General features: G+C 63.8%; 23 protein-coding genes, 1 pseudogene and 1 riboswitch. Of the genes and pseudogenes, 11 read left to right on the forward strand and 13 right to left on the reverse strand.

The features are described 5' to 3' along the window. Window positions 1-14: 14 nt before the first annotated feature. The 4 genes from ACT3UQ_RS14705 to ACT3UQ_RS14720 all read left to right on the forward strand — a co-directional run bounded on the left by ACT3UQ_RS14705 (window position 15) and on the right by ACT3UQ_RS14720 (window position 4729). Complete coding sequence (locus ACT3UQ_RS14705) at window positions 15-2051, forward strand: ATP-binding protein (RefSeq protein WP_444637393.1); 2037 nt, start codon at window positions 15-17, stop codon at window positions 2049-2051. After that, window positions 2048-2572 carry a MaoC family dehydratase gene (locus ACT3UQ_RS14710; protein ID WP_105552536.1) on the forward strand — a complete coding sequence of 175 codons (525 nt, stop codon included), beginning with the start codon at window positions 2048-2050 and terminating at the stop codon, window positions 2570-2572. The genes ACT3UQ_RS14705 and ACT3UQ_RS14710 overlap by 4 nt, the downstream gene beginning before the upstream one ends. After that, window positions 2565-3386 (forward strand): HpcH/HpaI aldolase/citrate lyase family protein, encoded by an 822-nt coding sequence (locus tag ACT3UQ_RS14715; protein WP_444637394.1) that lies wholly within the window; start codon window positions 2565-2567, stop codon window positions 3384-3386. The genes ACT3UQ_RS14710 and ACT3UQ_RS14715 overlap by 8 nt, the downstream gene beginning before the upstream one ends. A gap of 764 nt (window positions 3387-4150) precedes the next feature. Next, window positions 4151-4729: a hypothetical protein gene (locus ACT3UQ_RS14720; RefSeq protein ID WP_444637395.1), complete on the forward strand. Its 579-nt coding sequence runs from the start codon at window positions 4151-4153 to the stop codon at window positions 4727-4729. Between the two features lie 21 nt (window positions 4730-4750). Here the strand turns inward: ACT3UQ_RS14720 and ACT3UQ_RS14725 are convergent, their stop codons facing one another. Then, on the reverse strand, window positions 4751-5452 hold the full coding sequence (locus ACT3UQ_RS14725; RefSeq protein ID WP_105569390.1) for a response regulator: 702 nt from the start codon (window positions 5450-5452) through the stop codon (window positions 4751-4753). Between the two features lie 3 nt (window positions 5453-5455). Further along, window positions 5456-7033: a sensor histidine kinase gene (locus ACT3UQ_RS14730; protein WP_105552534.1), complete on the reverse strand. Its 1578-nt coding sequence runs from the start codon at window positions 7031-7033 to the stop codon at window positions 5456-5458. A 152-nt stretch (window positions 7034-7185) separates the two neighbouring features. On the opposite strand from ACT3UQ_RS14730, the gene ACT3UQ_RS14735 reads away from it, so the two are divergent. The 3 genes from ACT3UQ_RS14735 to ACT3UQ_RS14745 are packed head-to-tail and all read left to right on the forward strand — an operon-like array spanning window position 7186 to window position 10325. Then, entirely contained in the window at window positions 7186-8169 is a 984-nt protein-coding gene (locus tag ACT3UQ_RS14735) for a Bug family tripartite tricarboxylate transporter substrate binding protein (protein WP_105552533.1), read from the forward strand. Further along, the gene (locus tag ACT3UQ_RS14740; RefSeq protein ID WP_105569388.1) at window positions 8166-8792 is read left to right on the forward strand and encodes a tripartite tricarboxylate transporter TctB family protein; all 627 of its coding nucleotides are present in this window, start codon (window positions 8166-8168) and stop codon (window positions 8790-8792) included. The genes ACT3UQ_RS14735 and ACT3UQ_RS14740 overlap by 4 nt, the downstream gene beginning before the upstream one ends. Continuing rightward, window positions 8793-10325 (forward strand): tripartite tricarboxylate transporter permease, encoded by a 1533-nt coding sequence (locus tag ACT3UQ_RS14745; RefSeq protein WP_105552531.1) that lies wholly within the window; start codon window positions 8793-8795, stop codon window positions 10323-10325. A 178-nt stretch (window positions 10326-10503) separates the two neighbouring features. Here ACT3UQ_RS14745 and ACT3UQ_RS14750 read toward each other — a convergent pair whose 3' ends face one another. From ACT3UQ_RS14750 to ACT3UQ_RS14760, 3 genes are all read right to left on the reverse strand, one after another. After that, window positions 10504-10920 (reverse strand): DUF6069 family protein, encoded by a 417-nt coding sequence (locus tag ACT3UQ_RS14750; protein WP_105569387.1) that lies wholly within the window; start codon window positions 10918-10920, stop codon window positions 10504-10506. 147 nt (window positions 10921-11067) lie between these two features. Then, a complete protein-coding gene (locus ACT3UQ_RS14755) occupies window positions 11068-11397 on the reverse strand; it encodes a DUF202 domain-containing protein (protein ID WP_105552529.1) in 330 nt (109 codons plus the stop codon). Next, window positions 11397-11777, reverse strand: coding sequence for a YidH family protein (locus ACT3UQ_RS14760; protein WP_105552528.1), 381 nt, complete (start codon window positions 11775-11777; stop codon window positions 11397-11399). The genes ACT3UQ_RS14755 and ACT3UQ_RS14760 overlap by 1 nt, the downstream gene beginning before the upstream one ends. Window positions 11778-11985: 208 nt before the next feature. On the opposite strand from ACT3UQ_RS14760, the gene ACT3UQ_RS14765 reads away from it, so the two are divergent. Continuing rightward, window positions 11986-13032, forward strand: coding sequence for an MBL fold metallo-hydrolase (locus ACT3UQ_RS14765; protein ID WP_105552527.1), 1047 nt, complete (start codon window positions 11986-11988; stop codon window positions 13030-13032). After that, window positions 13029-14378, forward strand: coding sequence for an MFS transporter (locus tag ACT3UQ_RS14770; protein WP_105552526.1), 1350 nt, complete (start codon window positions 13029-13031; stop codon window positions 14376-14378). The genes ACT3UQ_RS14765 and ACT3UQ_RS14770 overlap by 4 nt, the downstream gene beginning before the upstream one ends. A gap of 42 nt (window positions 14379-14420) precedes the next feature. Here the strand turns inward: ACT3UQ_RS14770 and ACT3UQ_RS14775 are convergent, their stop codons facing one another. The 7 genes and pseudogenes from ACT3UQ_RS14775 to ACT3UQ_RS14805 all read right to left on the reverse strand — a co-directional run bounded on the left by ACT3UQ_RS14775 (window position 14421) and on the right by ACT3UQ_RS14805 (window position 22908). Next, window positions 14421-15338, reverse strand: coding sequence for a LysR substrate-binding domain-containing protein (locus ACT3UQ_RS14775; protein WP_105552525.1), 918 nt, complete (start codon window positions 15336-15338; stop codon window positions 14421-14423). Between the two features lie 653 nt (window positions 15339-15991). Continuing rightward, entirely contained in the window at window positions 15992-17221 is a 1230-nt protein-coding gene (locus ACT3UQ_RS14780; protein WP_105649966.1) for an acyl-CoA dehydrogenase family protein, read from the reverse strand. Between the two features lie 33 nt (window positions 17222-17254). Further along, window positions 17255-18481 (reverse strand): acyl-CoA dehydrogenase family protein, encoded by a 1227-nt coding sequence (locus ACT3UQ_RS14785; protein ID WP_444637397.1) that lies wholly within the window; start codon window positions 18479-18481, stop codon window positions 17255-17257. A gap of 54 nt (window positions 18482-18535) precedes the next feature. After that, window positions 18536-18626: riboswitch (SAM riboswitch) on the reverse strand. Window positions 18627-19111: 485 nt separating this feature from the next. After that, complete coding sequence (locus tag ACT3UQ_RS14790; RefSeq protein WP_444637398.1) at window positions 19112-20473, reverse strand: GntP family permease; 1362 nt, start codon at window positions 20471-20473, stop codon at window positions 19112-19114. Between the two features lie 262 nt (window positions 20474-20735). Then, window positions 20736-21797, reverse strand: coding sequence for a CdaR family transcriptional regulator (locus tag ACT3UQ_RS14795; RefSeq protein ID WP_105552522.1), 1062 nt, complete (start codon window positions 21795-21797; stop codon window positions 20736-20738). After that, window positions 21794-22096, reverse strand: a pseudogene (locus ACT3UQ_RS14800) (aldehyde dehydrogenase family protein); the annotation flags it as partial. The gene ACT3UQ_RS14795 and the pseudogene ACT3UQ_RS14800, both read right to left, overlap by 4 nt. A gap of 509 nt (window positions 22097-22605) precedes the next feature. Then, entirely contained in the window at window positions 22606-22908 is a 303-nt protein-coding gene (locus tag ACT3UQ_RS14805) for a helix-turn-helix domain-containing protein (RefSeq protein WP_096257488.1), read from the reverse strand. Between the two features lie 64 nt (window positions 22909-22972). Here ACT3UQ_RS14805 and map point away from each other — a divergent pair, with 64 nt between their 5' ends. Further along, on the forward strand, window positions 22973-23749 hold the full coding sequence (gene map / locus ACT3UQ_RS14810) for a type I methionyl aminopeptidase (protein ID WP_444637400.1): 777 nt from the start codon (window positions 22973-22975) through the stop codon (window positions 23747-23749). Between the two features lie 7 nt (window positions 23750-23756). Here the strand turns inward: map and ACT3UQ_RS14815 are convergent, their stop codons facing one another. Next, window positions 23757-24293, reverse strand: a complete 537-nt coding sequence (locus tag ACT3UQ_RS14815) for a hypothetical protein (protein ID WP_105552519.1) — start codon at window positions 24291-24293, stop codon at window positions 23757-23759. 540 nt (window positions 24294-24833) lie between these two features. Between ACT3UQ_RS14815 and ACT3UQ_RS14820 the strand changes: the two genes are divergently transcribed. Then, window positions 24834-25769: transposase (locus ACT3UQ_RS14820; RefSeq protein WP_444637402.1), on the forward strand; the 936-nt coding region annotated here is incomplete at its 3' end.

Raw genomic sequence — 25769 nt, forward strand, 5'->3', positions numbered from 1 at the left:
GCGAGGAGACAATCATGGATACAAAACTATTTGACACGGTCCTCATCGCCAACCGCGGCGAAATCGCCGTACGCATCATCCGCACCCTGCGCACCCTGGGGATCCGTTCGGTGGCGGTGTACTCGGACGCGGATGCCGGGGCGCTGCACGTGCGCGAGGCCGATACCGCCGTGCGCATCGGGGCTTCCCCTGCCAATGAGAGCTACCTCAGCATCCCCGCGGTGCTCCAAGCCTGCAAGGACACCGGCGCTCAGGCGGTCCACCCCGGATACGGTTTCCTCTCCGAAAACGTGGAGTTCGCCCGCGCCCTTCAGGACGCCGGAATCACCTTTATCGGGCCTCCGGTGAACTCGATCAACCTCATGGGCGACAAGATCCGCTCGAAGAATCACGTGCTCTCCCACCAGGTGCCCGTCGTGCCGGGCATCGCCGAGCCCGGGCTGAGCGATGCCCAGCTGCACGAGGCCGCCGAACAGGTAGGCTTCCCGCTGCTGATCAAACCCTCCGCGGGCGGCGGCGGCAAGGGAATGTTCGCCGTCGAATCCCCGGACCAGCTTCCCGAAGCACTGGCCAGCGCGCGGCGAACCGCGCGCAACGCCTTCGGAGACGAAACCTTGTTCCTCGAACGCCTGGTGCGCAACCCGCGCCATATCGAGGTGCAGATCCTGGCCGATGCGCACGGCAATACCGTGCACCTGGGCGAACGTGAATGCTCGCTGCAGCGCCGGCATCAGAAGGTGATCGAAGAAGCTCCGGCTCCGCTGTTCGAGAACCTCGAGCAGGGCGCGCAAATCCGCGCACGCATCGGGGCGGCGGCCGTGGCCGCCGCAGAGTCGGTGGGTTACGTGGGTGCGGGAACCGTCGAATTCCTGGTCAGCGACGAGAACCCGGACGAGTTCTTCTTCATGGAAATGAACACCCGGCTGCAGGTGGAGCATCCGGTCACCGAAGAGGTCGCCAGGGTCAACGGCAACCGGCTGGACCTGGTGGACTGGCAGGTGCGCATCGCCGCCGGGCAGCGACTGGACTTCGCCCAGCGCGATGTCACGCTCACCGGGCATGCCATCGAGGCACGGCTCTACGCCGAGGACCCCGCGGAAGGGTTCCTTCCTTCGGTCGGAACCATCCTGCGGGTCAGCGAACCGGCCGGCGAACACTTGCGCGTGGACAGCTCGCTGCGCGATGGACTCGAAATCAGCGCGCACTACGACCCGATGCTGGCCAAGCTCATCGCCTGGGGCGAAAACCGCACCGAGGCCTTATCCCGGCTTGACCGCGCCCTGTCCCGATGCGTGGTGCTCGGCGTGCTGACCAACAGCGAATACCTGCGCCTGCTGCTGGCCGACGCGGACGTGGCGGCCGGGCGGCTGGACACGAACCTGATCGAACGGAAGATGCACGAGTTCTCCTTCCGGTCCCCCGGGGCGCGCGAGCTGGCGCTGGCGGCCCATTTGGAGCACGGCCGGCTGCACACCGCGGATACCCCGTGGACCCGCCGCGGCGGCTGGCGGGCGCAGCACAACCACGGGACACCGCAGCACTATGAAGTGCAAGAGCGGCAAGTTGCGCTCGCCGTGCACGGCGGGGACAGCTCAAGCCGCATTCTGCTTGCCGGGGACGAGTATGCGGTGCGGGATCTGGGCTCCGGGAACTACTCCATCAACGGGCAGCGCACCGGGATTCACCACGCGTTCGCCGCGGACGGCACCTTGTGGCTCAGCGAAGACGGGTGGACCGGAGCGGTGCGCAAGCTCCCCCGCGAAGAGGTGCTCGAACGGCACCTGGCCACGCTGGCCAAGGCGTCGGGCACGTTCTCCCCGCATGTCGAGACCCCGATGCCCGGCACCGTGATCTCGGTCCAGGTAGCCGACGGCGAACAGGTGTCCGAGGGGCAGCTGCTGGTCAGCATCGAGGCAATGAAAATGGAGCACCAGCTGCTTTCCCCGGCGACCGGCACGGTGCGCATGACCGGACTGAGCGTCGGCGATCTGGTGAAGGCCAAGCAGCTGGTGGCCACGGTGGAACCACAAATTCAGGAGCAAAACGCATGAGCGAGCCTACGCAACAACGTTTCGAACAGCGCGGACTGTACTTCGATGAGCTGAAGCTCGGGGCCGCATATGTGCATAAGCCCGGGCGCACGCTCACCGAGGCCGACAACGTGCAGTTCACCACCATGACCATGAACAATCAAGGTTTGCACCTCGATGCGGCGTGGGCCGCAACCCAGCCGTTCGGCAAGCCGCTGGTGAATTCCTTGCTGACCTTGAGCACCATGATCGGCCAATCGGTGGGGCAGCTCACCGAGGGCACCATCGTGGGGCAGCTGGGAATCAATGATGTGAAATTCCCGCACCCCATGTTCCACGGGGACACCCTCTACACCGAAACCGAGGTCACCGCCCTGCGCGAGTCGAAGTCCCGCCCCGGACAAGGTCTGGCCTCGATGACCCACACCGGGCGGAACCAGCACGGGGACATCGTCGCCACCGCGACCCGCACCTGCCTGATGTGGACCCGGCAAGCGCACTTGGACTCCCTGGATTCCACTAAAGCCGCCGCAAATGACTAGCTTCGCCATGGGCCCCGCGATTCTCTTCTGCCCGGCGGACCGCCCCGAGCGCTATGCCAAGGCCGCCGCACGCGCCGACGCGGTCATCATCGACTTGGAAGATGCGGTGGCGCCGGAAAGCAAGGACTCCGCCCGCCGGGCGCTGCTGGACAGCGCCCTGGATCCGGCACGGACCATCGTGCGGGTCAATCCGGCGGACTCCGAGTTCTTTGCTGCGGATCTGGCGGCGCTGAGGCTGACCGCCTACCGCACGGTGATGCTGCCCAAGAGCGAATCGGCCGCCGATCCGGCGCGCTTGCAAGGCTACGAGGTGGTTGCGCTGTGCGAAACAGCGAAGGGCATCACCAGCGTCTCCGAGATCGCGGCGGCTCCCAATGTGGTCGCGGTGATGTGGGGGGCCGAAGATCTCATGGCTTCGCTGGGCGGAACCTCTTCGCGCACGGAAGCGGGGAACTACCGCGAGGTGGCACGCTTCGCCCGTTCCCAGGTGCTGCTGCACTCGGTAGCCCAGGGCAAGGCAGCGATCGACTCGGTCTACCTGGATATTCCGGATACCGCCGGACTCTTGGCCGAAGCGCGAGATGCCAAGGCCTCGGGCTTCGCCGCCAAGGCCTCCATCCATCCGAATCAGATGCCGGTGATCCGTGCAGCCTTCCGGCCCGGCGAGGCCGAGCTCGAGCGGGCCAAACGGATCCTCGCCGCGGCCGAAACCAATCCGGGGGTCTTCGCCTTTGAAGGCCAGATGGTCGATGAACCGCTATTGCGCCAGGCACGGGTAACGCTGGCCGCCGCCAAGCATCTCGAAGACGGCTAGGCAAACTCAGCGTCTCGCAAACCACCAGAGCAGGCGCAGAAGTGCGATATCACGATCAGCGCAGGGGACGAATCCACGCACTCCAGCCCAGCGGGTTCCAGGCAAGCCTCGCCTCGGATGGATCAAGTCACCGATGAGGACCACCCACTGCACCGGCAATACGCCCGCATTGTGGTGGTCCTTTCGCTTTTGCTGCAATCCCTCCTCTCCGGTGGATGCGTCATCTTTTCCGCAGGATCCATGAATCAGCGGTGCGAGTTTCAGCCTCCCTTCCCACTAAAGGATGAGGGCGGCTCGTTGACTAGGGTAATTAATCAGGGCTAGGGTCTTAAAGGAGACTAATCGACAAGGAAACTTTCGAATGCGCAATGCTCCAACATGTCACGAACACCGGTAGTTGGGCGCTGCCATTTTGTTGAAGCGCAAAAACTCGCTGACGGGGAATCTACCTTGTGCAGGAAGCCAGGGCGTCGATTGCCGATACGGTTGCCACTCCTGCTTCGGCATGCGCAAGCAGGAGCTGCTGCAATGCCAGCTGCCGGGTTAGGCGCACTTATCCGGACATTGGAATCCCTGCCAGAAGATCCAGAAACAGCCGGCCCCACGAGCCAACGCGCGGGCCAAAGGAATCTGGGGCGCGATTCGCGGTGGTTCATTCAGCGCGCAGATGGGCCAAGGAACTGCAGATGCCAGCAAGCAGTTCTTGGCCCAGATGGCGCTGCCACCGCCTGTTCCGGGTAAGAAAAGTAGTAGGCAGGATTAAAATGAGTGCAGATGAAATCAGGTTTCCGACGCTCGGGAACGCCATCGCGGGACGACTGACGACGGGTGCGGTGAAAGGACTTCTGGCCCTGGCCGTTGCCTGGCTGTGCACATGGTTCATCAGCGTGGACGCGACCTTCGGCAAACTCGTTATTGCCTTGATCGTGTCGTTCGTGGTTTCGGAGGTGCTCGGCGCCGTCATCGAGCGCCCAATAGTTGTGCGGGAATATCGGGCCGCTCCCGGCGGGCTCGGCTACGTGCTGCTCCCGCTGTCGGCGTCGGTGTTGATCGCGTTCGCTTCTGCGTTCGCAGTCACCGGAGCCATGGATGCAGCCGTGTTGATAACTGCCATCGTTGCGGTGATCAACACCAGCGAAGTGCTCTGGCTGCGAAGTTGGGAGCCCGGGCCAACCCCGGAAGAGGAGCGAGCCAAGTTCCAGGATTTCAAGGCGATGACTAGTGAATATTTCGCGGAAGATGCCGCGGAGATCAAACGCCAAGCTGGCCACAAGGCACGGGAGCGGTACTACAAGAAGAAAGCCCGCGGGGAGTCAAAGAAACATGGGAACGAGGGCAGCTGACAGCCGCGAGCCGCCGGCGGCTCAGCGGCGAACCCAGCGATAGCGGTGTTCCGGGCGCCCCGCCGAACCATAGCGCGGGCGCAGTTCCACCTGTCCGCGCCGCTCCAGCAGGTCCAGATACCGCCGGGCGCTGACCCGGGAGACCCCGCAGGCCTCGGCGACCTCGGCCGCCGAAATATCCGCGTCCACCCCGCGCACCGCGTCGGCGATGAGATCCAGGGTGGCCTGCGCGTAGCCCTTGGGCAGGCTGCCGGTCGGGGCCGGCGCCGGCCCGGATCCCGTCGATTCGGCCTCTTCGCGCAGCAGCACGTCGATATCCGACTGGGCCAAGCGTTCCGGCGCGGCGATCCGCGCCTGGCGGAACAGGTCCAGCCGCCTGCGGAATTCCCCGACGGCGAAGGGCTTGACCAGGTACCCGTCGATCCCCTGGCCGATGGCTCCGCGCACCGTGGGCGCATCGGCGGCTGCGGTGATCATGATGACCCCCACCTGGCTGAACCGGGCGCGCACCTCGGCGAGGACCTCGACGCCATTTCCGTCCGGCAGGTGCACGTCGAGCAGGATCAGCTCGATTCCCGCATTCGCCTCCAGGCAGGCCAGCGCCTCCGCGGCGCGGGTGGCGGTGGCCGCGACACGGAATCCGTCGGTGGATGCAACAAAAAGTTCGTGCATGGCCAGCACATCCGGGTCGTCGTCGACGATCAGCGTTTCGATCTGGCGCATAGCTTAGTTCCCCTGCCCTGTTGCCGCCGGCCACCGGGCGGCGAATTGCGCGCCACCCAGCGCGGAGTCTCCAACCTCGATTGTCCCACCTCTGCGCTGGATAATCCGCTGGACCAGGGCCAGCCCGATCCCATGGGGCTGCGTGCTTTGATCCTTGGCGCTGACTCCGCGGGTGAAGATGCGTTCGGCTTGCTCCGGGGGCACCCCGGGGCCGCTGTCCTCCACCCGCAGTTCGGCCTGCTGCCCGGCCAGCCGGACAAAGACCTCGACCCGGCCCCCGTCCCCGGCCGCCTCGATCGCGTTGCTGAGCAGATTGCCCAGCACGGTCAGCAGGTCGCCGTCGGCCCCGGCGCCCGCCGCGACCAGCGACTGCGCCGACACCTCGAAGGACACCCCATGTTCCCGGGCCACCGCGGCATTGGCCGAAAGCACCCCGGCCAACCCGGGGTCCGGAAGTTCCACCGCGGTGCGCTCCTGCGGACCGGCGATCCGGGTTATGTATTCCTGCGCTTTCTGGTGCGCGCCGACGGACAGGTAGCCGGAGAGCACATGCAGCCGGTTGGCGAACTCGTGGGTCTGCGCGCGCAGGGCATCGGCCAGTCCGCGCTGGCCGGCCAGCTCGCGCAGCGAAGCCTCCAGCGCGGTGCGGTCGCGCAGGGTCAGCGTATAACCTGCATCGGCCCGGGCAGCTCCGGCCACCGCATTGCGCCGCGAGACCACCAGCACCCGTTCGCCCACCAGCACCTGCCGGGCCCCCTCCTCGGGCATCGTGCCGAGCAGCGGGTCCAGCACCTCCTCGGCGATGCGGCCCACCACCGATTCGCGCAATCCGAGCAGCGTCTCGGCCTCCCCGTTGCACAGGGTGATCCGCCCCGCGGGTCCCACGCCGAGCACCCCGTCGCTCACCGCGTAGAGCAGCGCATTCTGCGACTGGAGCAGGCCCGGGACCTCATCGGGCTCCACCCCGAAGATGCGGCGGCGAATGGCGCGCGCCGCGGACAGGCTGAGCAGCGTGCCCAGGCCGGCGGCGCCCAGAATCCACGGGGCGAAGCCCACCACGATGGAGTTCAGCTGGGCACGCACCTCGCTTTGCAGGATCCCCACGGAGATCGTGCCGATGATCTGGCCGTCGGCGCGGATCGGCGCCTTCACCCGCAGGGTGGGGCCCAGCGTTCCGGATTCGATCCCGGAAAAGCTCTCCCCCTGGCGCATCAGCGAATGATCGGTGGACACCGGCCGGCCGATCTGCTCCGGGTCCGGGTGCGAAAGGCGGATGTTATCCAGCCCCACCACCACGACGTAGTCCACCCCGGACACCTCGCGGGCCAGCTGGGCGATCGGCGCGATAACCCGTGCGGCGTCCTCGGTGTTCAGCGCGGCGATCACCGCCGGCTCGTTGCCCACATGGCTGGCCACCGTGCCGACCCGCGCATAGGCCTGGTCCTGCACCCGCTGGTCCTCGACCACCATCACCGCGACCGCCACCGCGAGCACGACGGCCAGGACGATGACCACCTGCAGCCCGGCCAGCTGCAGGCGCAATCGACGGCGGCGCGGTAGCGGAGTGGCGGTGGGTCTCATGGCCTGCCTTCCGGCGTTAACTTTATTTTTCTTATGGCACCTATGACCCAAACCACGTTTTCGATAGTGGTTTGGATCACTGCATGGGATCGTAGCTAAGACGCTTCCGGCCTGCCGGAATCCCCCTCATCACTCGAACCCTACGGATAGCTATGAGCAAACTCAATTTTAAGAACGTGGCCTTCCTGGTCGCCAGCGTTCTGATCGCCACGCTCGCGCTGGTGACCTCGGCCGCCTCGGGCGGCGAGAACACGGTGCGCGCGAAACTCGTGATCATGGCCCCGGCCTCTCCCGGCGGCGGCTGGGACGGCTTTGCCCGCGAAGCGCAGCAGGCCATCAAATCCGATGGCATCAGCAACAACGTGCAGGTGGTCAATGTCCCCGGTGCCGGCGGCACCATCGGGCTGAGCCAGTTCGCGCAGATGACCGGCCGCTCGGACATGCTGATGGTCACCGGCGGGGTGATGATCGGCGCGATCGAACTCGCCGACTCGGGCACCTCGCTGGAAGACGTCACCCCGATTGCCCGGCTGGCCGATGACTATGCGGTGATCGTGGTCCCCGGCGACTCCGAGCTGGAGACCCTGGCGGACTTCGTTGAAGCCTGGAAGAAAGACCCGGGCGGAACCTCCATCGCCGGCGGTTCGCTCGGCGGCATCGACCACCTGCTGATGGGCATGGCCGCCCGCGAGGTGGGCATCGACCCGCAGCTGGTCAACTACATTCCCTACTCCGGCGGCGGCGAGGCGATCACCTCGGTGCTTTCGGGCACCACCAGCGCGGCCGTTTCCGGCTACAACGAGCTCTCCGACCAGATCGAGACCGGAAGCCTGCGCGCCCTGGCGATCTCCTCCGAAGAGCGCCTGCCCGGCGTGGATGTGCCGACCTTCAAGGAGGCCGGGGTCGACGCGGCCATGGCCAATTGGCGCGGCTACGTCGCCGCCCCGGGCATAACCGCCGAGCAGAAGGCCGAACTGCAGCAGATCGTGGCCGAATTCCATGCCACGGAGCAGTGGAAGGACGCCGTGGCCCGGAATAACTGGACCGACAGCTACATGGTCGGCGATGAGCTCGACGCATTCATCGACGCGGAGATCGCCACGACCACGGATCTCGTGGAAGGACTCGGACTATGAGCACCACCCAGAGCAGAGAAACCACCGAAGACACCGTACGCATTACCGGTTTCTTCTCGGGCCGCAGCGAGCTGGTGGTTACCGCGCTGCTGCTGGCCCTGGCCGTCGCACTGACCATCGGCACGGCCTCCATGAACGTCATGGGCGATACCGTGCCCGGTCCGCAGTTCTTCCCCTGGATCATCTGCATCGTGCTCTATGCGCTGACGGTGCTGCATGGCCTTTCCGTGCTGCGCACCCGGCGTTTCCCGCAGGGCACCGACAGCGGCAACCCCGATTTCTCCGCCGAAATGCTGGCCGAATTGGGCGACACCCAGCGCACCGAGGTGCTCGGGGCCAGCGCACAGCGTCCGCGCCGCACCGGCCGGGTGCGTCTGTACTCGGATTGGGCCACGATCGCCTGGATCGTCGGCGGCATCGCCTGCTTCATCCTCGTGCTTCCGGTGCTGGGCTGGATTATTTCCGCGGCCGGATTGTTCTGGGCCATCTGCAAGGCGCTGGGCAGCACCCGCCCGATTTTCGACATCGGGGTCGCCGCCATGGTTTCCTCGATCAGCTATTTGGCGTTCGGCCTCGGGTTGGGCCTCAGCCTGCCCGCCGGGCTCCTGGGAGGTTTGCTCTAAATGGATCAGCTCAGTCACTTAATGGCGGGTTTCGCCGGTGCGTTGACGCTCGTGAACCTCATGTGGGTGCTCATCGGCGCCTTGCTGGGCACGGCGGTCGGCGTGCTGCCGGGCCTCGGCTCCTCGATGGCCGTCGCCCTGCTGCTGCCGGTCACCTTCAGCCTGGACCCCACGGCCGCGTTCATCATGTTCGCCGGAGTCTACTTCGGCGGGATGTTCGGCGATTCCACGGCCGGAATTCTGCTCAATACGCCCGGGGCCTCCTCGGCCATCGCCACCACCTTCGAGGGCCACAAGATGGCCAAGAGCGGGCAGGCGGCCCGGGCCTTGGCCACCGCCGCGATGGGCGCCTTCATCGGCGGGCTGATCGCCACCACGCTGGTGGTGTTCTTCGCCCCCTCGCTGGTGAAACTGGCGACCGCCTTCGGCCCGGCCGAATACTTCGCCTTGGCCGTCTTCGCCTTCGTCGCCATCTCCTCGGTGGTCTCCGAATCGATCATCAAGGGGCTGGGCGCGCTGTCCATCGGCCTGGTCCTGGCGCTGATCGGGGTGGATGGAATCTCCGGTTCCGTGCGCTTCACCGGCGGCCTGCCGCAGCTCTTTGACGGGCTGTCCATCGTGGTCATCACCGTGGGCCTGCTGGCCCTGGGTGAAGTCATCCATGTGGCCTCGCGGATCCACCGCGACCCCAGCGCCCTGCGGATCCCGGCCAGCGGCCGGATCAGGCTCAGCGGCGCGGACTTCCGCAAGGCCCTGCCAGCCTGGCTGCGCGGCACCGCCTTCGGCGTTCCCTTCGGCGTCATCCCGGCCGGCGGCGCGGAGATCCCGACCTTCCTTGCCTACGGCACCGAGAAGCGCTTGGCCGCCAAGCGGAAGGATCCGGAGTTCGGAACCACCGGTTCCATCAACGGCGTGGCCGCCCCGGAGGCCGCCGGAAACGCGACCGCCGGCATGGCCATGGGCGCCCTGCTGGCCCTGGGGCTTCCGGTCTCGGCGACCGCGGCGCTGATGATCGCCGCGTTCCAGCAGTACGGCATGCAGCCAGGCCCGCTGCTCTTCGAACGCTCGGGCGACATGGTCTGGACCCTGCTCGCCTCGCTCTTCGTGGGCTTGGTGATGCTGCTGATCATCAACATGCAATTTGCCGGGCTTTGGGCCAAGCTGCTGCTGGTGCCACGGCACTACCTGTATGCAGGAATTACCGTGCTCTCCATGCTGGGCGTCTATGCGGTGAGCTCCTCGGTGATCGACCTTTGGTTCCTGCTGGCCATCGGCATCCTCGGCTTCATCATGCGCCGCTACCAGTTCCCGGTAGCCCCGGTGCTGATCGCCGTGATCCTCGGGCCGCTGGCCGAAACCTCCCTGCGCCGGGCGCTGACCGTGTCCGAGGGCGACCTGGGCTACCTGGTCTCCTCGCCGACCACGATCATCATGTATCTTCTGCTGATCGCCGCGGTGGCGCTGACCATGGTCAAGCATGCGGCGAGCCGTCGCAAGCTGCGCTCCGAGGCGATGGTCCTGCAGGATTCGTAGACCGACTGACTCCATCAGCTAAGGGCCGCGGGCCGGGACAATCTTGGGATTGTCCCGGCCCGCGGCCTTGCAGTTCTAGAGCACTACTCAATAACTACGAGCTCACAAATGCCTGCTGCCCACGGATTTCTATCCGTGGGCAGCAGGCATTTTGCGTCGAGTTGCAGGAGCTCGGTTGCTAGTTCGTGTGCAGGCTCTTGTTGCCGTAGTGCACCGCGAAGAACAAGCCAAGGCCCACGAAGAGGTGAATGATGCTTAAGGTGAGCGCGGTAGCGATGTCGCCGGCGGCCATGATTGGCAAGATGATCGAAACAACCGCAACGACCAGACCCAACCACTGGGCGACCTTGCAGAATGCTGGCTTGGCGCGGCCGATAACAAAGACCACCGCCCCGAGGATGAGGATCGGCAGCAAGGTGAAACCGTAGACCTGAGCGAAGCCAATGTGCTCACCGGTGTTCTCACCGAGCACCATGGTGGCTCCTGCGGAACTGCCAATGAAGTAGGTGATGACGTTGAGGAAGCCAGTACCAGCGGCGGCAATCAGGACCTGAACGAAGTTAAACGGGCTTTTGGGTTGAGTCTCAGCGTTCATGAGCCGGAGCGCTCCTCTAAATAGTTGATTTTATCCAACTAAGTCTAGAACCTGACCCGCGTTCCGCGCGTCTCACTTGCCAGTGAAATCCGCAACACCCATGCGCCGGCGAAAAGCCAAAGGGGGCTACAGCCGTACGCGCAGCCCTCAGCTCGGGCCGAGCACCAAGATCATTCCGAACACGCCGATGGCGATCAGCACCAGGGTGGTCATGAGCACCGCGACGATATCCGGCCTGACCCGCTCGGATTTCACGCCGAGGGCCATGCGCCGGTAGCGAGCGCGCTGCGAGGCAAAGATTCCCAGCGCCATGGTCGCGGAAATTGCGATCATCAACACGATACCCACGCCATAGTGCGGCAGCCAGCGCAAGAAGACGGCACTGACCACAAGGAATGACACCAGGGTACGGCTCCACGCAAATACCGTGCGCTCTGGTTGCAGCCCCGGGTCGGCGATCTGGATGGGCTCGCGCATCAGGCTCGCGAACCGACAATCATCGCCACGGCCGCGATGGAAGCGGCCACTGCGCCGAAGCCCAGGAGCGGAACGATGGCAGGTATCGGCAGCGGGCGTCCGGTGCGCATGCTGCGCTCCACGCGGACCCAGCGGACCGCGGCACCTGCGGCAATCAGAATTCCCACGCCGATGATCAGCACCGCGAGCCAAGTGCGCAGCGGCGAGGGGAAAGCCTCGGCGGCGAAGGCCTCAAGCGCGGTACCACCGGCAAGGAATGCCAGTGAGGTGCGGATCCACGCCAGGAAGGTGCGTTCGTTGGCTAGCGTAAACCGGGGATCCGGCTCCGCGCCATGAGGCAGGACCCAGCGCGAGAGGCGGCTTCGTTCGTGATCAGACATGCCACTCCTACAGGTACGTGTTGCTTCCACTCAGTACATCATGCGCAATGCTCCCTCATCGCCTGAGGATGCTTCGCGTCGCGTTGAAGTCTACAGACCCATTCATAAGTAAAACCATTGTTAATGGTAGATAAAAACAGTTTTACGAATGTGAGCCAGCGCATAAGAATGGTTGGTAGATACTAGAACAACGAAAGGTCGCAGAGACATGGCCTCCACCAATTTGAATCCCCACGTCGTCACCCTCGGCACCGCAGGCGGTCCACGCTGGTGGACCGGCGAGCACGCCGGCGAGCGTGCAGGAATCTCCACCGCGGTAGTCGTCGGTGACAGCGTCTACCTCGTAGATGCCGGCACCGGCGTGGGAAACCAGCTGATGAAGGCGGGCTACAGCCCGGCGAACCTGCGCGGCATCTTCCTCACCCACCTGCACTCCGACCACAGCATCGACCTGGCCTCGCTAGCCATCTTCGGGCTGTTCACGCTGCCCGCCGATAAGGAACCCATCGCCATTGTCGGCCCCGGCGAGCGCGGCGCCTTGCCACCGGCCTCCCCGAGGGCGAGCGTTCCGCCGCAGGCGCTCTACCCGCAGAATCCAACGCCGGGCACCGCCTCGATGTTCGATCATCTGATGCAGGCCTACGCAACGGACCTCAACGACCGGGTGATCAACGCCTTGCGCCCCTCCCCGCTGGATCACTTCTCGGCCCAAGACATCCAGATTCCTGCGGGCACCGGTTATCACCCGAATGAGAACCCGACGCCGGAGGCATTCAAGCCATTCGTGATCTACCAAGATGAATTGGTGACAGTGAGCGCCACGCTGGTGAAGCATCCGCCGATTGCGCCGGCCTTCGCATTCCGCTTCGACACCAGCGAAGGCTCGGTCACCATTTCCGGAGACACCTCGCCTTGCCAGAACCTTGTCACGCTGGCCCGGGACACGGACCTGCTGCTGCATGAAGCCATCGATTTCGAATGGGTCCAGCGCACCTACGGTTCGATTGGAACGCTGGAATCCCAAGCCTCCATGGACCATCACCGACGGGCCCACACCTCGGCCGAACAGGCCATCGAGATCGCGGCCCAAGCCGGGGCACGCACCCTGGCCCTGCACCACCTGGTGCCGGGCACGACCCCGCTATCCGTCTGGCATTCGCACGCCGATAAGTTCTCCGGTACCTACTTGGTCCCCGACGACCTCGATAAAATATCCTTCTCCCGCATCCACAGTGAAATGGCGGCATCCCGATGAGCAATGCAGTGAAGCCACAAAACCAGCCGACGGGCGATGGTGAGCTCAAAGTTCCCTCGCTCAATTCCCCGCAGATGCGTCGCATCCTCGCCTCGAGCTTCATTGGAAGCGCGATCGAGTTCTACGACTTCATCCTCTACGCCACGGCCGCCTCGCTGGTCTTCAACAAGGTGTTCTTCATCGGGCTCACCCCCGGCGTGGCGCTCTTCGCCTCCTTCTCCACTCTTGCCGTTGGCTACCTGGCCCGCCCGCTGGGCGGAATCGTCTTCGGCCACTTCGGCGACAAGGTGGGCCGCAAGGGCGTGCTGATCACCTCGATGGCAATGATGGGCGGCGCATCGACGCTGATCGGCCTGCTGCCTCCGGCCGCTCAAATCGGCATGATCGCGCCGATCGCGTTGATCACGCTGCGCATCGTCCAGGGCCTGGCCGTGGGCGGCGAATGGGGAGGAGCCATGCTGATGGCGCTGGAGCACGCCCCGAAGGAACGCCGCGGCTTCGCCGCGAGCTTCGCGAATATGGGTGGACCGGCCGGTGCGGTGCTGGCGACCCTCGCAGTTTCCGCGGTCTCCATCCTGCCCGATGACCAGTTCCTGGCTTGGGGCTGGCGAATCCCGTTCCTGATCAGCATCGCGCTGGTAGGCATCGGCCTGATCATCCGGCTCAAGGTTGCCGAGTCCCCGCTCTTCCTCGCCTTGGAAGGCAAAGCCGAAGAACGCAAAACCCCTTTCCTGGAGGTCATCACCAAGTACCCCGGTTCGGTGATCCGCGGAACGCTGGTCGGCATGAGCTCCTACACGGTGCAGGGCCTGATGACCGTCTGGGCCGTCGCCTATGTGGTTGAAGAGGTCGGCATGGACCGCACGGCCGTGCTGAATGTGAAGGCCATCGGCGCTACGCTGACCGTTATCGGCATCTGGTTCGCCGCCCGCTACTCCGACAAGCTCGGTCGCCGCCCGGTCATGATGGTTGGCATCGCCGCCGGCGCGGTAATGGCCCTGCCGATCATGTGGATGCTGGAAATGGGCGAGCTGTGGCTCTTCGCCATCGCCCTGTTCATCGCCAACGGCATCATCCAGGCCACGATCTTCGGACCCTTCGGCGCTTTCACCGCCGAGCTGTTCCCCACCCGGATCCGCTATACCGGCGCTTCGCTGGTGTACCAGCTCTCCTCCACCGTGGGGGCAGGCTTCACCCCGATGATCGTTACCGGCTTGGTGCTACTCGGTGGCGGAACGCTGTGGATCGCCGGCGCCGTCTGGGCGGGCGCATTCATTGTCGCCGGGCTTGCCATACGTGGGGTGAAAGAGGGCCGCGAGGCGGATCTCGAAGCGGAGAACCTGTAGCCTCGCTGAACAGATCCAGGGTTGGCTGGAGTCGCAAAGACTCTAGCCAGCCCTGTTTTCTTTTTCGGCTCCAACCTCTTCACAGAAGTCGAGGAATGCGCGCAGCCGCAGGCTCGGACGGTTTGATGCAGTATAGGCGACACAAATATCGCTCTCGCCGACCGGACCCTCAATTTCCAGGATCGCCAGCGGCAGTCCGTCATAGCTGAGATTGACCGGGGGCCGCTGCACCAGCACCGTGTAGCCCAAACCCCGGGCAACCAAACCGCGCACGGCCTCGAAGCTCTGCGAACTCCAACGCACCTTGGGATCCAGGCCCGACATCCGCAGATTCACCAGCTGGTTATCGCGCACCGTCGGAATGTCCAGGGACACGAAATCGTCTCCCGCCAATTCCGACAGCGCCACACTGCCTCGCTTGGCCAGACGGTGGTTGCCTCCGACCAGGACATATGGCCGCCCCGACATGACGCGGCGCCACCCCACGTGCGGCAGGAGATGCCGAGTGTGCGTGAGCACCGCATCCAGATGCCCCTGCAGCATCCGCTCCTGCAGCTCGGCGCCATCTCCCTCGAGGAGGGTCACCTGCAGGTCCGGGTGCACGTTGGTGAAGCGTTCGCAGATCACCGGAATCCAGAAGGCCGCCAGCGAGGAGTAGCAGCCGATGACCAGCGGTCCGGAGAGCTTGGTTTGGCGTTCCACGATTTGATCCTGCACCTCTTCGGCATGGCGCACCAGCTGCTTGGCATCGTGGAGGAAGTCCGTACCTACCGCGGTGAGGACCACGCCGCGCGCCCGGCGCCGCACCAGCAGCTGCGATCCCACCACCCGTTCAAGTTCGTCCATCGCCTGCGACATGGCGGCCTGCGAAATATGGCAGGCGCCGGCGGCCGCGGAGATGGACCCGGTTTCGGCGACGGCGACAAAATACTGTATTTGACGCAGGGTGTAGTTGATCACCCACTCAGTCTAGCCAGCGGCCTAAAACCCACCGAAGCGGATTCCATGAAGCATGCTGCGCACAGCCGTTCGGAACAACCTGGTCGGAGGCGCCTTGGAGCGGACACCTACAATCGAGATGCCCGTTATCTTCAGGCATGCCCGCTTATTGAAGAGGATATAAGTTGCCGCGATGCAGAACTTTCAGAAATACGCTGAGGATCCTCTTCGGGAGGGGAGCAGCCCAGCCCCTATCCCGAGCTGGACTTCATCGAACCGATCATCGCGGTCGTGGCAGACGAGCGCCAGCGCTACAAGCTCGAACAAGAGCTTTCAAGCATCGAGGTCAGCTGGGAGACCCGCGGAGTTTTCGACTGCGGCGAGCATCGGATTGCCGCTGGAGATGTCCTCTACCTCGCGCATTCATTTCTGGCACCATATGCCACGGATTCTGCAGGGAACATGCGCTACGGAATCATGCAATCGCCGAGTCCGAGCGCCGCCTACTATCGGAAGGACACCGCGGACCGCGAGTTACCAGTGCTTTATCTGCAGCGAGTTGTTGTGGGCGAGGTGCATCCAGGGGGTACCGGCGAGCTGCTCGGTGATTGTTGCGCTACACGCTGCAGGCCCGGCGCTCAAGATGAGGGCTGGGCCTGCCCGCTCTGTGGATGCTACTTCGAGGCGCCGATGGCCCAAACCCGCGGCAGCTCGGTGCCGTTGACCGCCAGGTCGCCGATCAGCCGGGCCTTGAACACCCACGGGTTGTGGTTGCCGGCGGTGCGGGCATTGCGCCAGTGCCGATCCAGGTTCTTCGAAACGCTGGTGGCCGAAGCGGCCAGCGCGTCGAAGGCGTGGGTGATCGCGTTGAGCACCAGCGGGGTGAGCACCACCTGGGCCTGCGCACTGGCCAGCTCGGCCGCATCATTGGCCGCCTCGTCTTCCTCCGCCGTCGCCTCGCCCTCGTGCAGCGCCAGCGCGGTTTCATAGGCTCCCTGCAGGGACTGCGACACGCGTTCCACGGTTCCGGCCGCCGCGAACGCAGCCGCCGACACCTCGCCGATGACCTGCAGCAGCTGCGGATCTTCGGCGGCCACGTTGGCGGCGCCGTGGCTGAAGGTGCGCTTGCGGGCCTTCAGCTCGGCGGCGAAGTCGCGTTCGGCGGCCTTGGCGGACCCGGCCAGCACCACCAGCAGCACCTGCTGGTAGAAGGCGGTCTGGTACTTGAAGCGGGTGTCGAAGTCGATCAGGTCCTCCTCGGCGACGACCGCGTCGGTGAAGGTGGAGGTTCCGGTGCCGGTGGTGCGCTGTCCGAAGCCGTCCCAGTCATCGGCCAGCACCACGCCGGGCTGGTGCCGGTTGACCGCGGCGATCACGCGCTTGCCGGTATCGGTGCGCTCGGCGTAGGTATCCAGCCAGTCGGCGAAGATCGAGCCGGTGGAATAGTACTTGGTGCCGTTGACCAGGAACCCTCCCTCGCCATCCGGGGTGACCTTGGTGATCACCTCGCCCACCTTCACGGTGCCGATCTCGGTCCAGGAATTCCCCACCAACTCCCCGGCGGCAAAGCGGGCCAGCCACTTGTCGCGCCCCGGCCCCGGGGCGGCTACCAGGCGGTCTTCGACGAAGGCGAAGTGGGCGCGCAAGGCCTGGGCGATGCTGGAGTCCGCGGCGGCCAAGTCCACGAGCAATTCGAAGAGCTCGGCCAAGGTGGCCCCTGCCCCGCCGTGGGAGACCGGGACGCGCAATGCGCCGAAGCCGGCGGCGGCCAGCTCGGCCACCTGCTGGTGCGGCAGTTCTCCGCTGCGGTCGCGTTCGGCGGCGCCGGCGGCGATCTTTTCAAAGTGCGGGGCGAAGCGGGTTTTCAATTCAGCCAGGCGGTTGGCGGTGGCAAGTACGGTCATCAGTTCGGTCCAATCCGTGGGTGCGGTTGAGGTTTAGGTGTAGAGCGAGAGCGGCTGGGTTTCCCCGCGCAGGAAGTACGCGCCGACCTCGATTTTCTTGTAGTCCACCGGGTCGTGCAGCGAGTGGGTGCGCACATTGCGCCAGAACAGATCCAGGCCCACATCATTCTGCGTAGAGGAGGAACCGGTGACCTCGAAGATGCGGTTGGCGACCTCCACGCCGATCTCGGTGGAGACCACCTTGGCCTCGGCGATTTCCACCGCCAGCGCCGCGCGTTCGGGCTGGGTGACATTCCCGGCCTTGGCCAGCAGCGCATCGAATTTGCGGCCGAGCTTCTCGGCCAGGGCGGCCACCGCGGCGGTGCGCGCCTTCAGCTCGCCCACGGTGCGCTGGAAGACGACGTCCTGGGAGTAGGTCTCCGCCGCCGAGAGGAACCAGGCGTTCTTGCGGCCCAGCAGGATTTGCTTGCCGCGGGCCAACGCGCCCTCGGCGATGCCCAGGTAGAAGTTCGCGAAGGCCAGCTGGATCCCGGGGGTGAGCAGGGTGGACACCGGCTCGTCGGTCACCGCCCCGAGCAGATCGGCGGCCTCGATGCGCACGTTGTGGTACTTCAGCGAGTTCGAGGCGCTCAAGCGCTGGCCCAGGTAGTCCCAGTCATCGACGATTTCCAGCCCTTCCCGGTTGCGCGGGAGGACGAAGGCCAACACTTCGCCGTGTCGCGGGCCTCCGGAGACCTCGGCGTTGACGACGATCATCTCGCCGACTCCGGAGCCGGTGGAGAAACGCTTGAAACCGTTCAGCCGGAAGCCATCGTCCTCCGCGGTGAGCGTCAGCTGCGGGTCCACCGGATTCACCGAATCGCCCCAGAGCCAGCCTCCGGCCACGGTGCGCCGCCACCACTCGGCCTGGGCTTCGGCCGGAGCGTAGAAGGCGATGCCGGACTGGTTGATGTAGTGGTAGGCCAGCAGCTGGGAGATGGACCCGTCGGCCGCGGCCAGGATGCGGATGGTTTCAAAGGCGGTGGCCCAGTGCGCTCCGGCTCCCCCGAATTCGGCCGGAACCAGCAGGTTCAGCAGCCCGGCCTCGCGCAGCAGCTGCACCTCGGCGAAGGGCTGCTCGTGTTTGCGGTCGCGCTCCAGCGCATCGGCGGCCAGGGTGGCCGCGACCTGCTCGGCGATCTCGCGCCAGTGGGCGAGCTCGGCCTCGTCTGCGCTCCCGGTGTAGGGAACGCGGGGCAGTTGCGTGCTCAGTACGGTCATTTTCGTTCTCCCTTAGAGTCTTGCTCCGAAGGAAGCAGAAAGTTGCTTTCTGCTGATCCATCGAACCTGGCGTTAGCACTAGCTGCGGAATGCAGGCTTGCTGCGGCGTCGTCGAGCCAGGTCTCTCAGCCGCTCTGGATGGTTGGTACTTCGAGTGAAACACCGCGGCATGAGCGGATGGAAGGAGCACGTCATCCGACGGAATAGTCGGTCAGAAGTCGTCATAAAGCGAGATTTCCGGCGGACTTGGACCGCCCCGAAGGCGCTGGGACGCCGTCATACTTCTGGAGGTTACGTCATCGGCGATCGGAGAGCTTGATATCCGGATCCAGCATCAATCGTCCGGGCACCTGTCAGGGGGATCTCGGTTTCTCAATTAGCCGACAGCGATAAGCGTCAGCGAATGCGGGGGTGGATCATGGATCCAGCGATCAGGCATCCCGGATGGCCGGATTGCCGGTCGTTGTTCCCATGCCCGTAATCCTTGCCCAGCAAGCCAATGGGGAAAGCTGGGCTGTGCTCGAAGTTGCAGCCTTGCCTTGCCTATTGCGGCCATCCCGCCAGTTAAACCAATAACCGCGCCATCCTCTGATGGCGCGGTTATTGGTTGATGCAGGCTTCTTGGATTTACTAGAGCAGGAATGCCCCGAGGATCCAGACGGTAGCAAATGCGGCGGTGCCCTGGATGGCGGTGGCCACGCTCAAGGTCTTGTAGGCCGTGATCACCGGGATGCGGCTGAGCTGGGAGACCACCCAGAAGTAGGAATCGTTGGCATGCGAGACGACCATCGCGCCGGCGCCAACTGCCAGGACACTGAGCACCATGCCCAGTTCGGAGTCCAGACCGAGGGATCCGAGCATCGGGGCGACCAGCGCCGAGGTGGTCACCATCGATACGGTGGATGAGCCCTGCGCCGACTTCAATGCCGCGGCGATCAGGAATGGCACAGCCAGTCCGAGACCCAAGCCGCTGAGCGAATCGGAGAGGATCGTGGTCAGCTCCGAGGCTGCCAGCACAGCACCAAAGGCTGCGCCGGCACCGGTAATGAGCAGGATGGGCGCCGCGGTGCGCACGGCTTCGTGCATCTGCTCGTTGAAGTCGGCAAGCTTCTTATTGCCGTTCAGCAGCAAGGTCGCGGCGAGCAAACCGAAGATCAGCGCGATCACCGGGGTGCCGATGAAGGACAGTGCTTCCAGTGCGGCGCCTTCGCCGAAGGGATGCGATGGAAGCTTGGCGATCGATGCCGCGCAGATCAAGACCAGCGGCACGAGGATCGGCAGGAAGGCCAAGCCAGGGCTTGGCAGCTTGCCGAAGCTTGCCCGCAGCTGCTCGTAATCTATTTCGGCGATGTCGTTCTCATCCTCGGATGGCAGCGGAGTCCAGGTGGACTTGTTGAAGCGGCTGGCATAGAACAGCCCGGCCATGGCCGAGACCACTGCCACCGGCAGGCCGATGGCGATGATCAATCCGAGGTTGTCGGCGATGCCGATGGACTCGGCGGCTGCCAGCGGTCCTGGGGTCGGCGGGACCATGGTGTGGGTGGCATACAGGCCGGTCATCAAGGCAATGGAGGTGGCCAGCGTGGAAACACCGGTGCGCAGGGTGATGGCCTTGCGCAGGGAGTTGAGCACCACGTAGCCCGAGTCGCAGAAGACCGGTATGGAAACGATGTAGCCGATGAGCGACAGCGTCAGGTTGGGGAATCTGGTGCCCAGCACCTTGATCAGCGCATCGGCCATGGAGATCGCGGCCCCGGAACGCTCCAGGATGATGCCGATCATCGTGCCGAAGAGGATTACGAGGCCAATATTGCCCATGGTGCTGCCAAAGGCGGTGGTCACCGTGGAGGCGACCTCGGCGATGGGGATCTTGTAGGCGAAGGCCGCGAGGATGGCCGCGCCGATGAGGGCGAGGAAGGGGCTGATTTTCCAGCGTGCGGTGACCAGCACAATGGCCACCACGAGGATCAGCAGAACGAGGAGTTCATACACGGCGAGTTGGCTCCTTTGCCAATATCTGTGGCCCCCAGCCCGAACCTGCAATGGCGCAGGCGGTCGTTCTGGGTGCGAGTTCCGGCCCGTTGCTGCCGCCCGCTATTCCGCCAGGTCAAGCTGCTCAGGCTTTTCCTGCGAAGGCTGTTTCGGCCGGGAGGACCGGTTCAGCGGGCGCTCAACTTCGAGCATCTTGCCAATACTAGGGACTGCGGACTCAATCGCCTATGGGCGCACGCCCATATTCTTATGCCGGAAATTCCTAGAATATGTGTTTCTGGTCTAGGGCGACCGCTGCGTAGATGGCATGCTGCAGCCGCACCGCCTGGCCGGTGTGGCGGATGTCCACCCCGGCGATCAGGGCTATGCGCTCCAGACGCTGCACCAGGGTATTGCGGTGTATGTGCAGTTCGGTTGCGGCCTGGGTCATCGATGCTGCGGCTGTGACGACCAGCAGCGTCTTCGCTTGCTCTTCGCTCAGGTCCCGGGCGGGCCGGGCAATATGGCTCAGGCTCTGCGCCGGTGTGCGCGCGATAGCGGTGGCGATTTCCGGGCTCCAGATCTCCCGGTTTCGTCGCTGGGGTATCAGCGCCGGGAGCGCCACGAGGGCACGGAGGGCTTCGGCTTCGGCCAGCAGGTGTCCGGCGCCTTCTGCCGGGGCGGAGGCAAGATAGCGCTCCGTTGCGCCTTGGTCTTCCTCGAAGGCCGGTTCGTTCGCCAGCCGGATCCGCCAGAACGCACCGGAGAGGTTGATCCAGGAAGTGCGCCGGCCCTCAACGGCCGGCACATCCAGCAATGGATCCTGCGCGCTGCGCGGGATCCATGCCTCCAGTTGCGTTGGTCCGCGCAGGCCGTGCGCTGCCAGGCTCCGGTCAATGGCTTCTGGCTCGGCCCATCCGGCCAGCAACGCGGAGATAATGTCCCGGGCTTCTGTTTCACGGCGGGTACTGCGCGAGTGCTCGCGTTCCTGGGTGAAGAGCAACTGCACGGTCAGTGCAATCAGATCGGCTAGCGGCTCGACCTCATGCGGGGCTCCGGTGACGCCGACGACCCCGCACAGCTGATTATCCAGTGTGAGCGGAACGTTGACCCCGGGCTGGGTTCCGGCGCTGCCATCGGCCTGGCTGACGCGGATGATCTGGTTGCGGCGGATCGCCTCGGCGCTGCCCTCGTGATGCGTTCCGATGCGGGCCGCATCGGTGGAAGCAATGATCACCCCGTGGGAATTCATGATATTGACATGGCGGTTAATCGTCGGCGCGATGGTGTCGACGACCTTTTGCGCCAGTGCGCTGCCTAGCCGGGGCTGCTCCTGTTCGCTCATGGTTTTATCCTAGCCGTCCGAGTAGCTGGGACCCTTTCCATACCCCAGCCGGACTGCTTGAAACCGCCAGATGGCATGTTCGCGTCCATGCCGGCTCCGGTATTCACGCGGAGATTGCCAGCCTGGATTTTCTTCGCAATCAGCAACGCCTCGGAGATGTCTCGGGTGAAAATGATCGAATTCAGCCCGCAGCCATTGCCGAAGGCTTGGCGCAGTACGACCGCGCGGGAATCTTCATCACTGAATTTTGTGTCCGAGAGCTCCGGCCCAATGATCTCTTCTTTTGACACCGACATTTCGGCTTCACATTGTTCAGGACGGTTGGCGGAACGAAGGGCCCTCCGCGCTCACCGGTTCTCCGCAGGTAACCAGTTCGGCACCTTCTGCGAGGCCCGCGGCCATGTACCCGAGCACGCATACATTCAGCACGTCTCATTATCACCGGTGGCAGCTTCAGCATCCAGGTAGTAGATGAAGACCGCCGCTGGGCAAGGAAGCCCTCGCTTAGATCGAACCCGCGGGCACGTGCACCTCATCGGGTTGCCACAGGGCAGGCCACTAGGACTCAACGCCATGCTAGGCATGCCCATGCACCAACGCAGCCTGCACGGGATTTGAAAGGGCCCCTCGAACGCCCGCCAGGGCGCTCCGTACTAAGCGGAACTTCATCAACAAGGTCGGCTGAACTTAGATGATTTGACCGCGCAGGAGATTCCGCTGGAAAAGATCAATGAGGACTACTGGGCACAGGAGAGCGGAGCGATCGCCAGGGGCGTGATCCGCTTCGAAAGCGCAGCATTTCAGCGAACTAGCTCGCAAGCCGCTCGCGCGCCATTCGGCTGGATCGGGCACCGCTGGCGTCCGGCTCTTGGGCAAGCACGGAATTCCATAGTTCATCCAGCGAGAGTCCAAGGACCCCCGCGATGGCGGCAATAGTTGAGAATGCGGGGGTGGCCACTCGCCCGGACTCGATCTTGCGTAGCGTCTCCGGGGAAATTCCCGCGTCAAAGGCAATGTCAACCATGGTCCGCTCGGCTCTTGCCCGGCGCAAGAGGGCGCCGAGGCGCTCGCCGCGTTCGAGTTCTTCAAAAGTGAGGGGCAATCTAACCATAAAACCAATTATAGTACCGGTATAGTATGGACGGTATTGTTATTGGTTTTATGAAAGGCTTCGCATGATCGAGATCCTGAATTCCCACGAAGCTGCCCGGGCTAAGGTCACCGGAGCTCTCGTGGGGCAGATCCTGCAAACCCTGCGGGACCGCAGCGTGGTGGGCACCAACCTTTTGGACATCAACGCTTGGGCCCGCGAGATGATCCTCGGAGCAGGCGCAGAATCCTGCTATGACGATTACGCACCAGCTTTTGGGCGCGGACCATTCGGCCACTACATCTGCACCGCGGTCAACGATGCGGTGCTGCACGGATTACCCCACGACTACGCACTGGCCGACGGTGATTTACTGACCCTGGATCTTGCGATTTCCAAGGAAGGCATCGCCGCTGATGCTGCCATCAGCTTTATCGTGGGGCCGACCCAGGACACCGTAAGCACCCAGCTGATCCAAGCCACGGAACACGCGTTAGCTGCCGGAATTGATGCGGCCCGGCCAGGGGCCAAAATTGGCGATATTTCCTATGCCATCGGCACAGTCTTGCGCGAGGCCGGGTACTCGATCAATACCGAATACGGCGGCCACGGGATCGGCTCGACAATGCATCAGGAACCTCACATTTCGAACAACGGACGGCCCAACCGAGGCTATAAGTTGGTTCCCGGATTAATGCTCGCGCTGGAACCATGGGTTATGACAAACACCGCGAAGCTCATCACCGATCCCGATGGCTGGACCTTGCGAAGCGCAACGGGTTGCCGTACCGCGCATACCGAACACACGGTACTGATCACCGAGGGGGCGCCTCAAGTATTGACCCTGCCGCCCTCCTCCTAGGCCGGGCTTACTCGGCCTCGGCGCGCTCCTTGACGATTGCCTCGGCCACGCTGGCAACATCTGGCGCGAAAGCGTACAGCTTGCCTGCATCCTGGTGCACCCACCAACGTCCACAGAGCGCGGTGCTCTGCAATTCAGCGTCCGCCGGCCACCAGTCGGCTTCGAGGGTTCGGTAGGTCACGAAATCCTCTGGTGCCATGTCCTTGGTCCGCGAATCGGCGGCGTAGCCATTTTCCAGTTCCTTGGCGCTGGGAACGCCGGTGTTAGCCAGCGGCTCGCATTTGCCGCTTGGAAGTTCACCTGAGTAGTCCATGGTGAAAATTCGTTCGTGCCCGGTGCTGCGTTGCTCCAGGCGGACGTCGGTTCCACCATTGGGAGCCCAGCTGGGAAGCAACCCGGAAGCTACGCCTTCTGCGGAAGTCTTTGCGGTTTTGGAGGCCGACTGCTCATATTTGTCTTCGGTTAGCTGACTGACGTCACATCCGGTCAGCAGCAAAGTGGTCGGAATGGCTAGTGCTATCAAGGGAACAAGGTTTTTCTTCATCACAACACAAGCCTATGAAAGCCTGTGGCGCCACGTCCTCAGCGGACGGGTGTAACTGTGCGTACTCCAAGTCCACCCCTGGCATGAGATCTCTGGACTCGGCGGTGGATAAGCCTCGGACCGAACCACGCCCCCAGTAGCGGAGGACCATGGAGGCCTGCCCCAGGCCGAGGAACCGAGTAGTCGCCGGTTCGCTCACTGCACGGCCCCCGCAAGTAGAGCCGCATCCTGAGTTCCCAGCGCATTGACGATCGGCGGCGTGCGCCACACCCATCCCCTGCATGCAGAGCTGCTGGATGCTGCAGGCACGTGGATCGCAGTTTCGGTGGATTTGTTTTCAACGCAACACTGCGCACCGACTACGGCCAAAGATCAAGGATGCCCTGGATCCTACAGCCATTCCCCCTCGGGCAAGCTAGCCCAGGTATTTCATCGAGAGGCCAGTAATTAAGCGTCATTAACAAAGAAAAAGTGATCCTGAACTGCGAAAATAAAGGTATCTAAGCCATATTCTCAACAGTCCAAAGGATCACTCTCTCGGTGAACAACAATACCTCCCTTTACCCAGCCATACCAACCGTGAGCACAAACCAAGCACTCGTCTCCCACGCAGGACTCACCACCCTGAGCGACCTGCTCAACGCAATGGGTTTCCGCAAACTCTGCGAAAACCGATTCTCCCAATTCGTCCCGGCCGCGGCGGTGCACCGGCCAGGGAAGATGATCGCAGACCTGAGTCTGATGCTCGCCGCCGGCGGCGAGCAAGTCAGCGACACTGACCAGCTACGAACGGTTCAGGGGCTGTTCGGGCCGGTGGCCTCTGACCCCACGTTCAGCAGGTTCTTCGCCAGGATCAGCAAGCACCCGGGGGCTTTCGACTACGCATTCGCTACCATGCAACGCGAGGTACGGACCAAACTCTGGGCGGCTGCAGGTCAACGCAATCCCGCAGCACGAGCTTCCCGCATGAATCCTCTGACCGTGGATATCGACGCGTCCCTAGTCAACGTGCACTCAGATAAAGAAGGTGCCAAAGGAAACTACAAGGGCGGCTATGGTTTCTCTCCCATGATCGCCATGGTTGACTACGGCAAAACCCAGGGCACCGGCGAAATCCTGGCTGTCCGCCTGCGTCCTGGAAATAAAGCCGCGAACTCGGCGAAGGACCATATCAGCATCCTTAGCCAAGCGCTGGAACAACTGCCCGACGATTTCTATGACCCAGATGGTGTGCTGATTGGTGAAAAGATCATGGTCCGCACCGATAGTGCCGGTGCCACCCGTGAGTTCTTGAAGCATGTTGATTCGCTGGGCCTGCAGTTCTCCACCTCGTATTCACTGCCAGTGCTGAAGGAACGATTTGTGCGGTGGATCGATGAGAAGAAGTACTGGGAACCGGCGCTCACCGCCGATGGTGAGCATCGTGATAATGCGTGGGTGATTGATGCATCCAAGGTTATTGAACTCATTGGATAC

Origin of the sequence: Glutamicibacter sp. AOP12-B1-11 (assembly GCF_052379245.1) — a bacterium.
Lineage (GTDB): Bacteria > Actinomycetota > Actinomycetes > Actinomycetales > Micrococcaceae > Glutamicibacter.

Coding starts and splice junctions, on each gene's coding strand:
- ACT3UQ_RS14780 (WP_105649966.1), bottom strand. CDS start 17,221: ATGACCGTACTTGCCACCGCCAACCGCCTGGCTGAATTGAAAACCCGC.
- ACT3UQ_RS14735 (WP_105552533.1), top strand. CDS start 7,186: ATGAGCAAACTCAATTTTAAGAACGTGGCCTTCCTGGTCGCCAGCGTT.
- ACT3UQ_RS14705 (WP_444637393.1), top strand. CDS start 15: ATGGATACAAAACTATTTGACACGGTCCTCATCGCCAACCGCGGCGAA.
- ACT3UQ_RS14785 (WP_444637397.1), bottom strand. CDS start 18,481: ATGACCGTACTGAGCACGCAACTGCCCCGCGTTCCCTACACCGGGAGC.
- ACT3UQ_RS14715 (WP_444637394.1), top strand. CDS start 2,565: ATGACTAGCTTCGCCATGGGCCCCGCGATTCTCTTCTGCCCGGCGGAC.
- ACT3UQ_RS14740 (WP_105569388.1), top strand. CDS start 8,166: ATGAGCACCACCCAGAGCAGAGAAACCACCGAAGACACCGTACGCATT.
- ACT3UQ_RS14760 (WP_105552528.1), bottom strand. CDS start 11,777: ATGTCTGATCACGAACGAAGCCGCCTCTCGCGCTGGGTCCTGCCTCAT.
- ACT3UQ_RS14805 (WP_096257488.1), bottom strand. CDS start 22,908: ATGGTTAGATTGCCCCTCACTTTTGAAGAACTCGAACGCGGCGAGCGC.
- ACT3UQ_RS14755 (WP_105552529.1), bottom strand. CDS start 11,397: ATGCGCGAGCCCATCCAGATCGCCGACCCGGGGCTGCAACCAGAGCGC.
- ACT3UQ_RS14710 (WP_105552536.1), top strand. CDS start 2,048: ATGAGCGAGCCTACGCAACAACGTTTCGAACAGCGCGGACTGTACTTC.
- ACT3UQ_RS14725 (WP_105569390.1), bottom strand. CDS start 5,452: ATGCGCCAGATCGAAACGCTGATCGTCGACGACGACCCGGATGTGCTG.
- ACT3UQ_RS14745 (WP_105552531.1), top strand. CDS start 8,793: ATGGATCAGCTCAGTCACTTAATGGCGGGTTTCGCCGGTGCGTTGACG.
- ACT3UQ_RS14815 (WP_105552519.1), bottom strand. CDS start 24,293: ATGAAGAAAAACCTTGTTCCCTTGATAGCACTAGCCATTCCGACCACT.
- ACT3UQ_RS14750 (WP_105569387.1), bottom strand. CDS start 10,920: ATGAACGCTGAGACTCAACCCAAAAGCCCGTTTAACTTCGTTCAGGTC.
- ACT3UQ_RS14795 (WP_105552522.1), bottom strand. CDS start 21,797: ATGAGCGAACAGGAGCAGCCCCGGCTAGGCAGCGCACTGGCGCAAAAG.
- ACT3UQ_RS14730 (WP_105552534.1), bottom strand. CDS start 7,033: ATGAGACCCACCGCCACTCCGCTACCGCGCCGCCGTCGATTGCGCCTG.
- ACT3UQ_RS14770 (WP_105552526.1), top strand. CDS start 13,029: ATGAGCAATGCAGTGAAGCCACAAAACCAGCCGACGGGCGATGGTGAG.
- ACT3UQ_RS14720 (WP_444637395.1), top strand. CDS start 4,151: ATGAGTGCAGATGAAATCAGGTTTCCGACGCTCGGGAACGCCATCGCG.
- map (WP_444637400.1), top strand. CDS start 22,973: ATGATCGAGATCCTGAATTCCCACGAAGCTGCCCGGGCTAAGGTCACC.
- ACT3UQ_RS14765 (WP_105552527.1), top strand. CDS start 11,986: ATGGCCTCCACCAATTTGAATCCCCACGTCGTCACCCTCGGCACCGCA.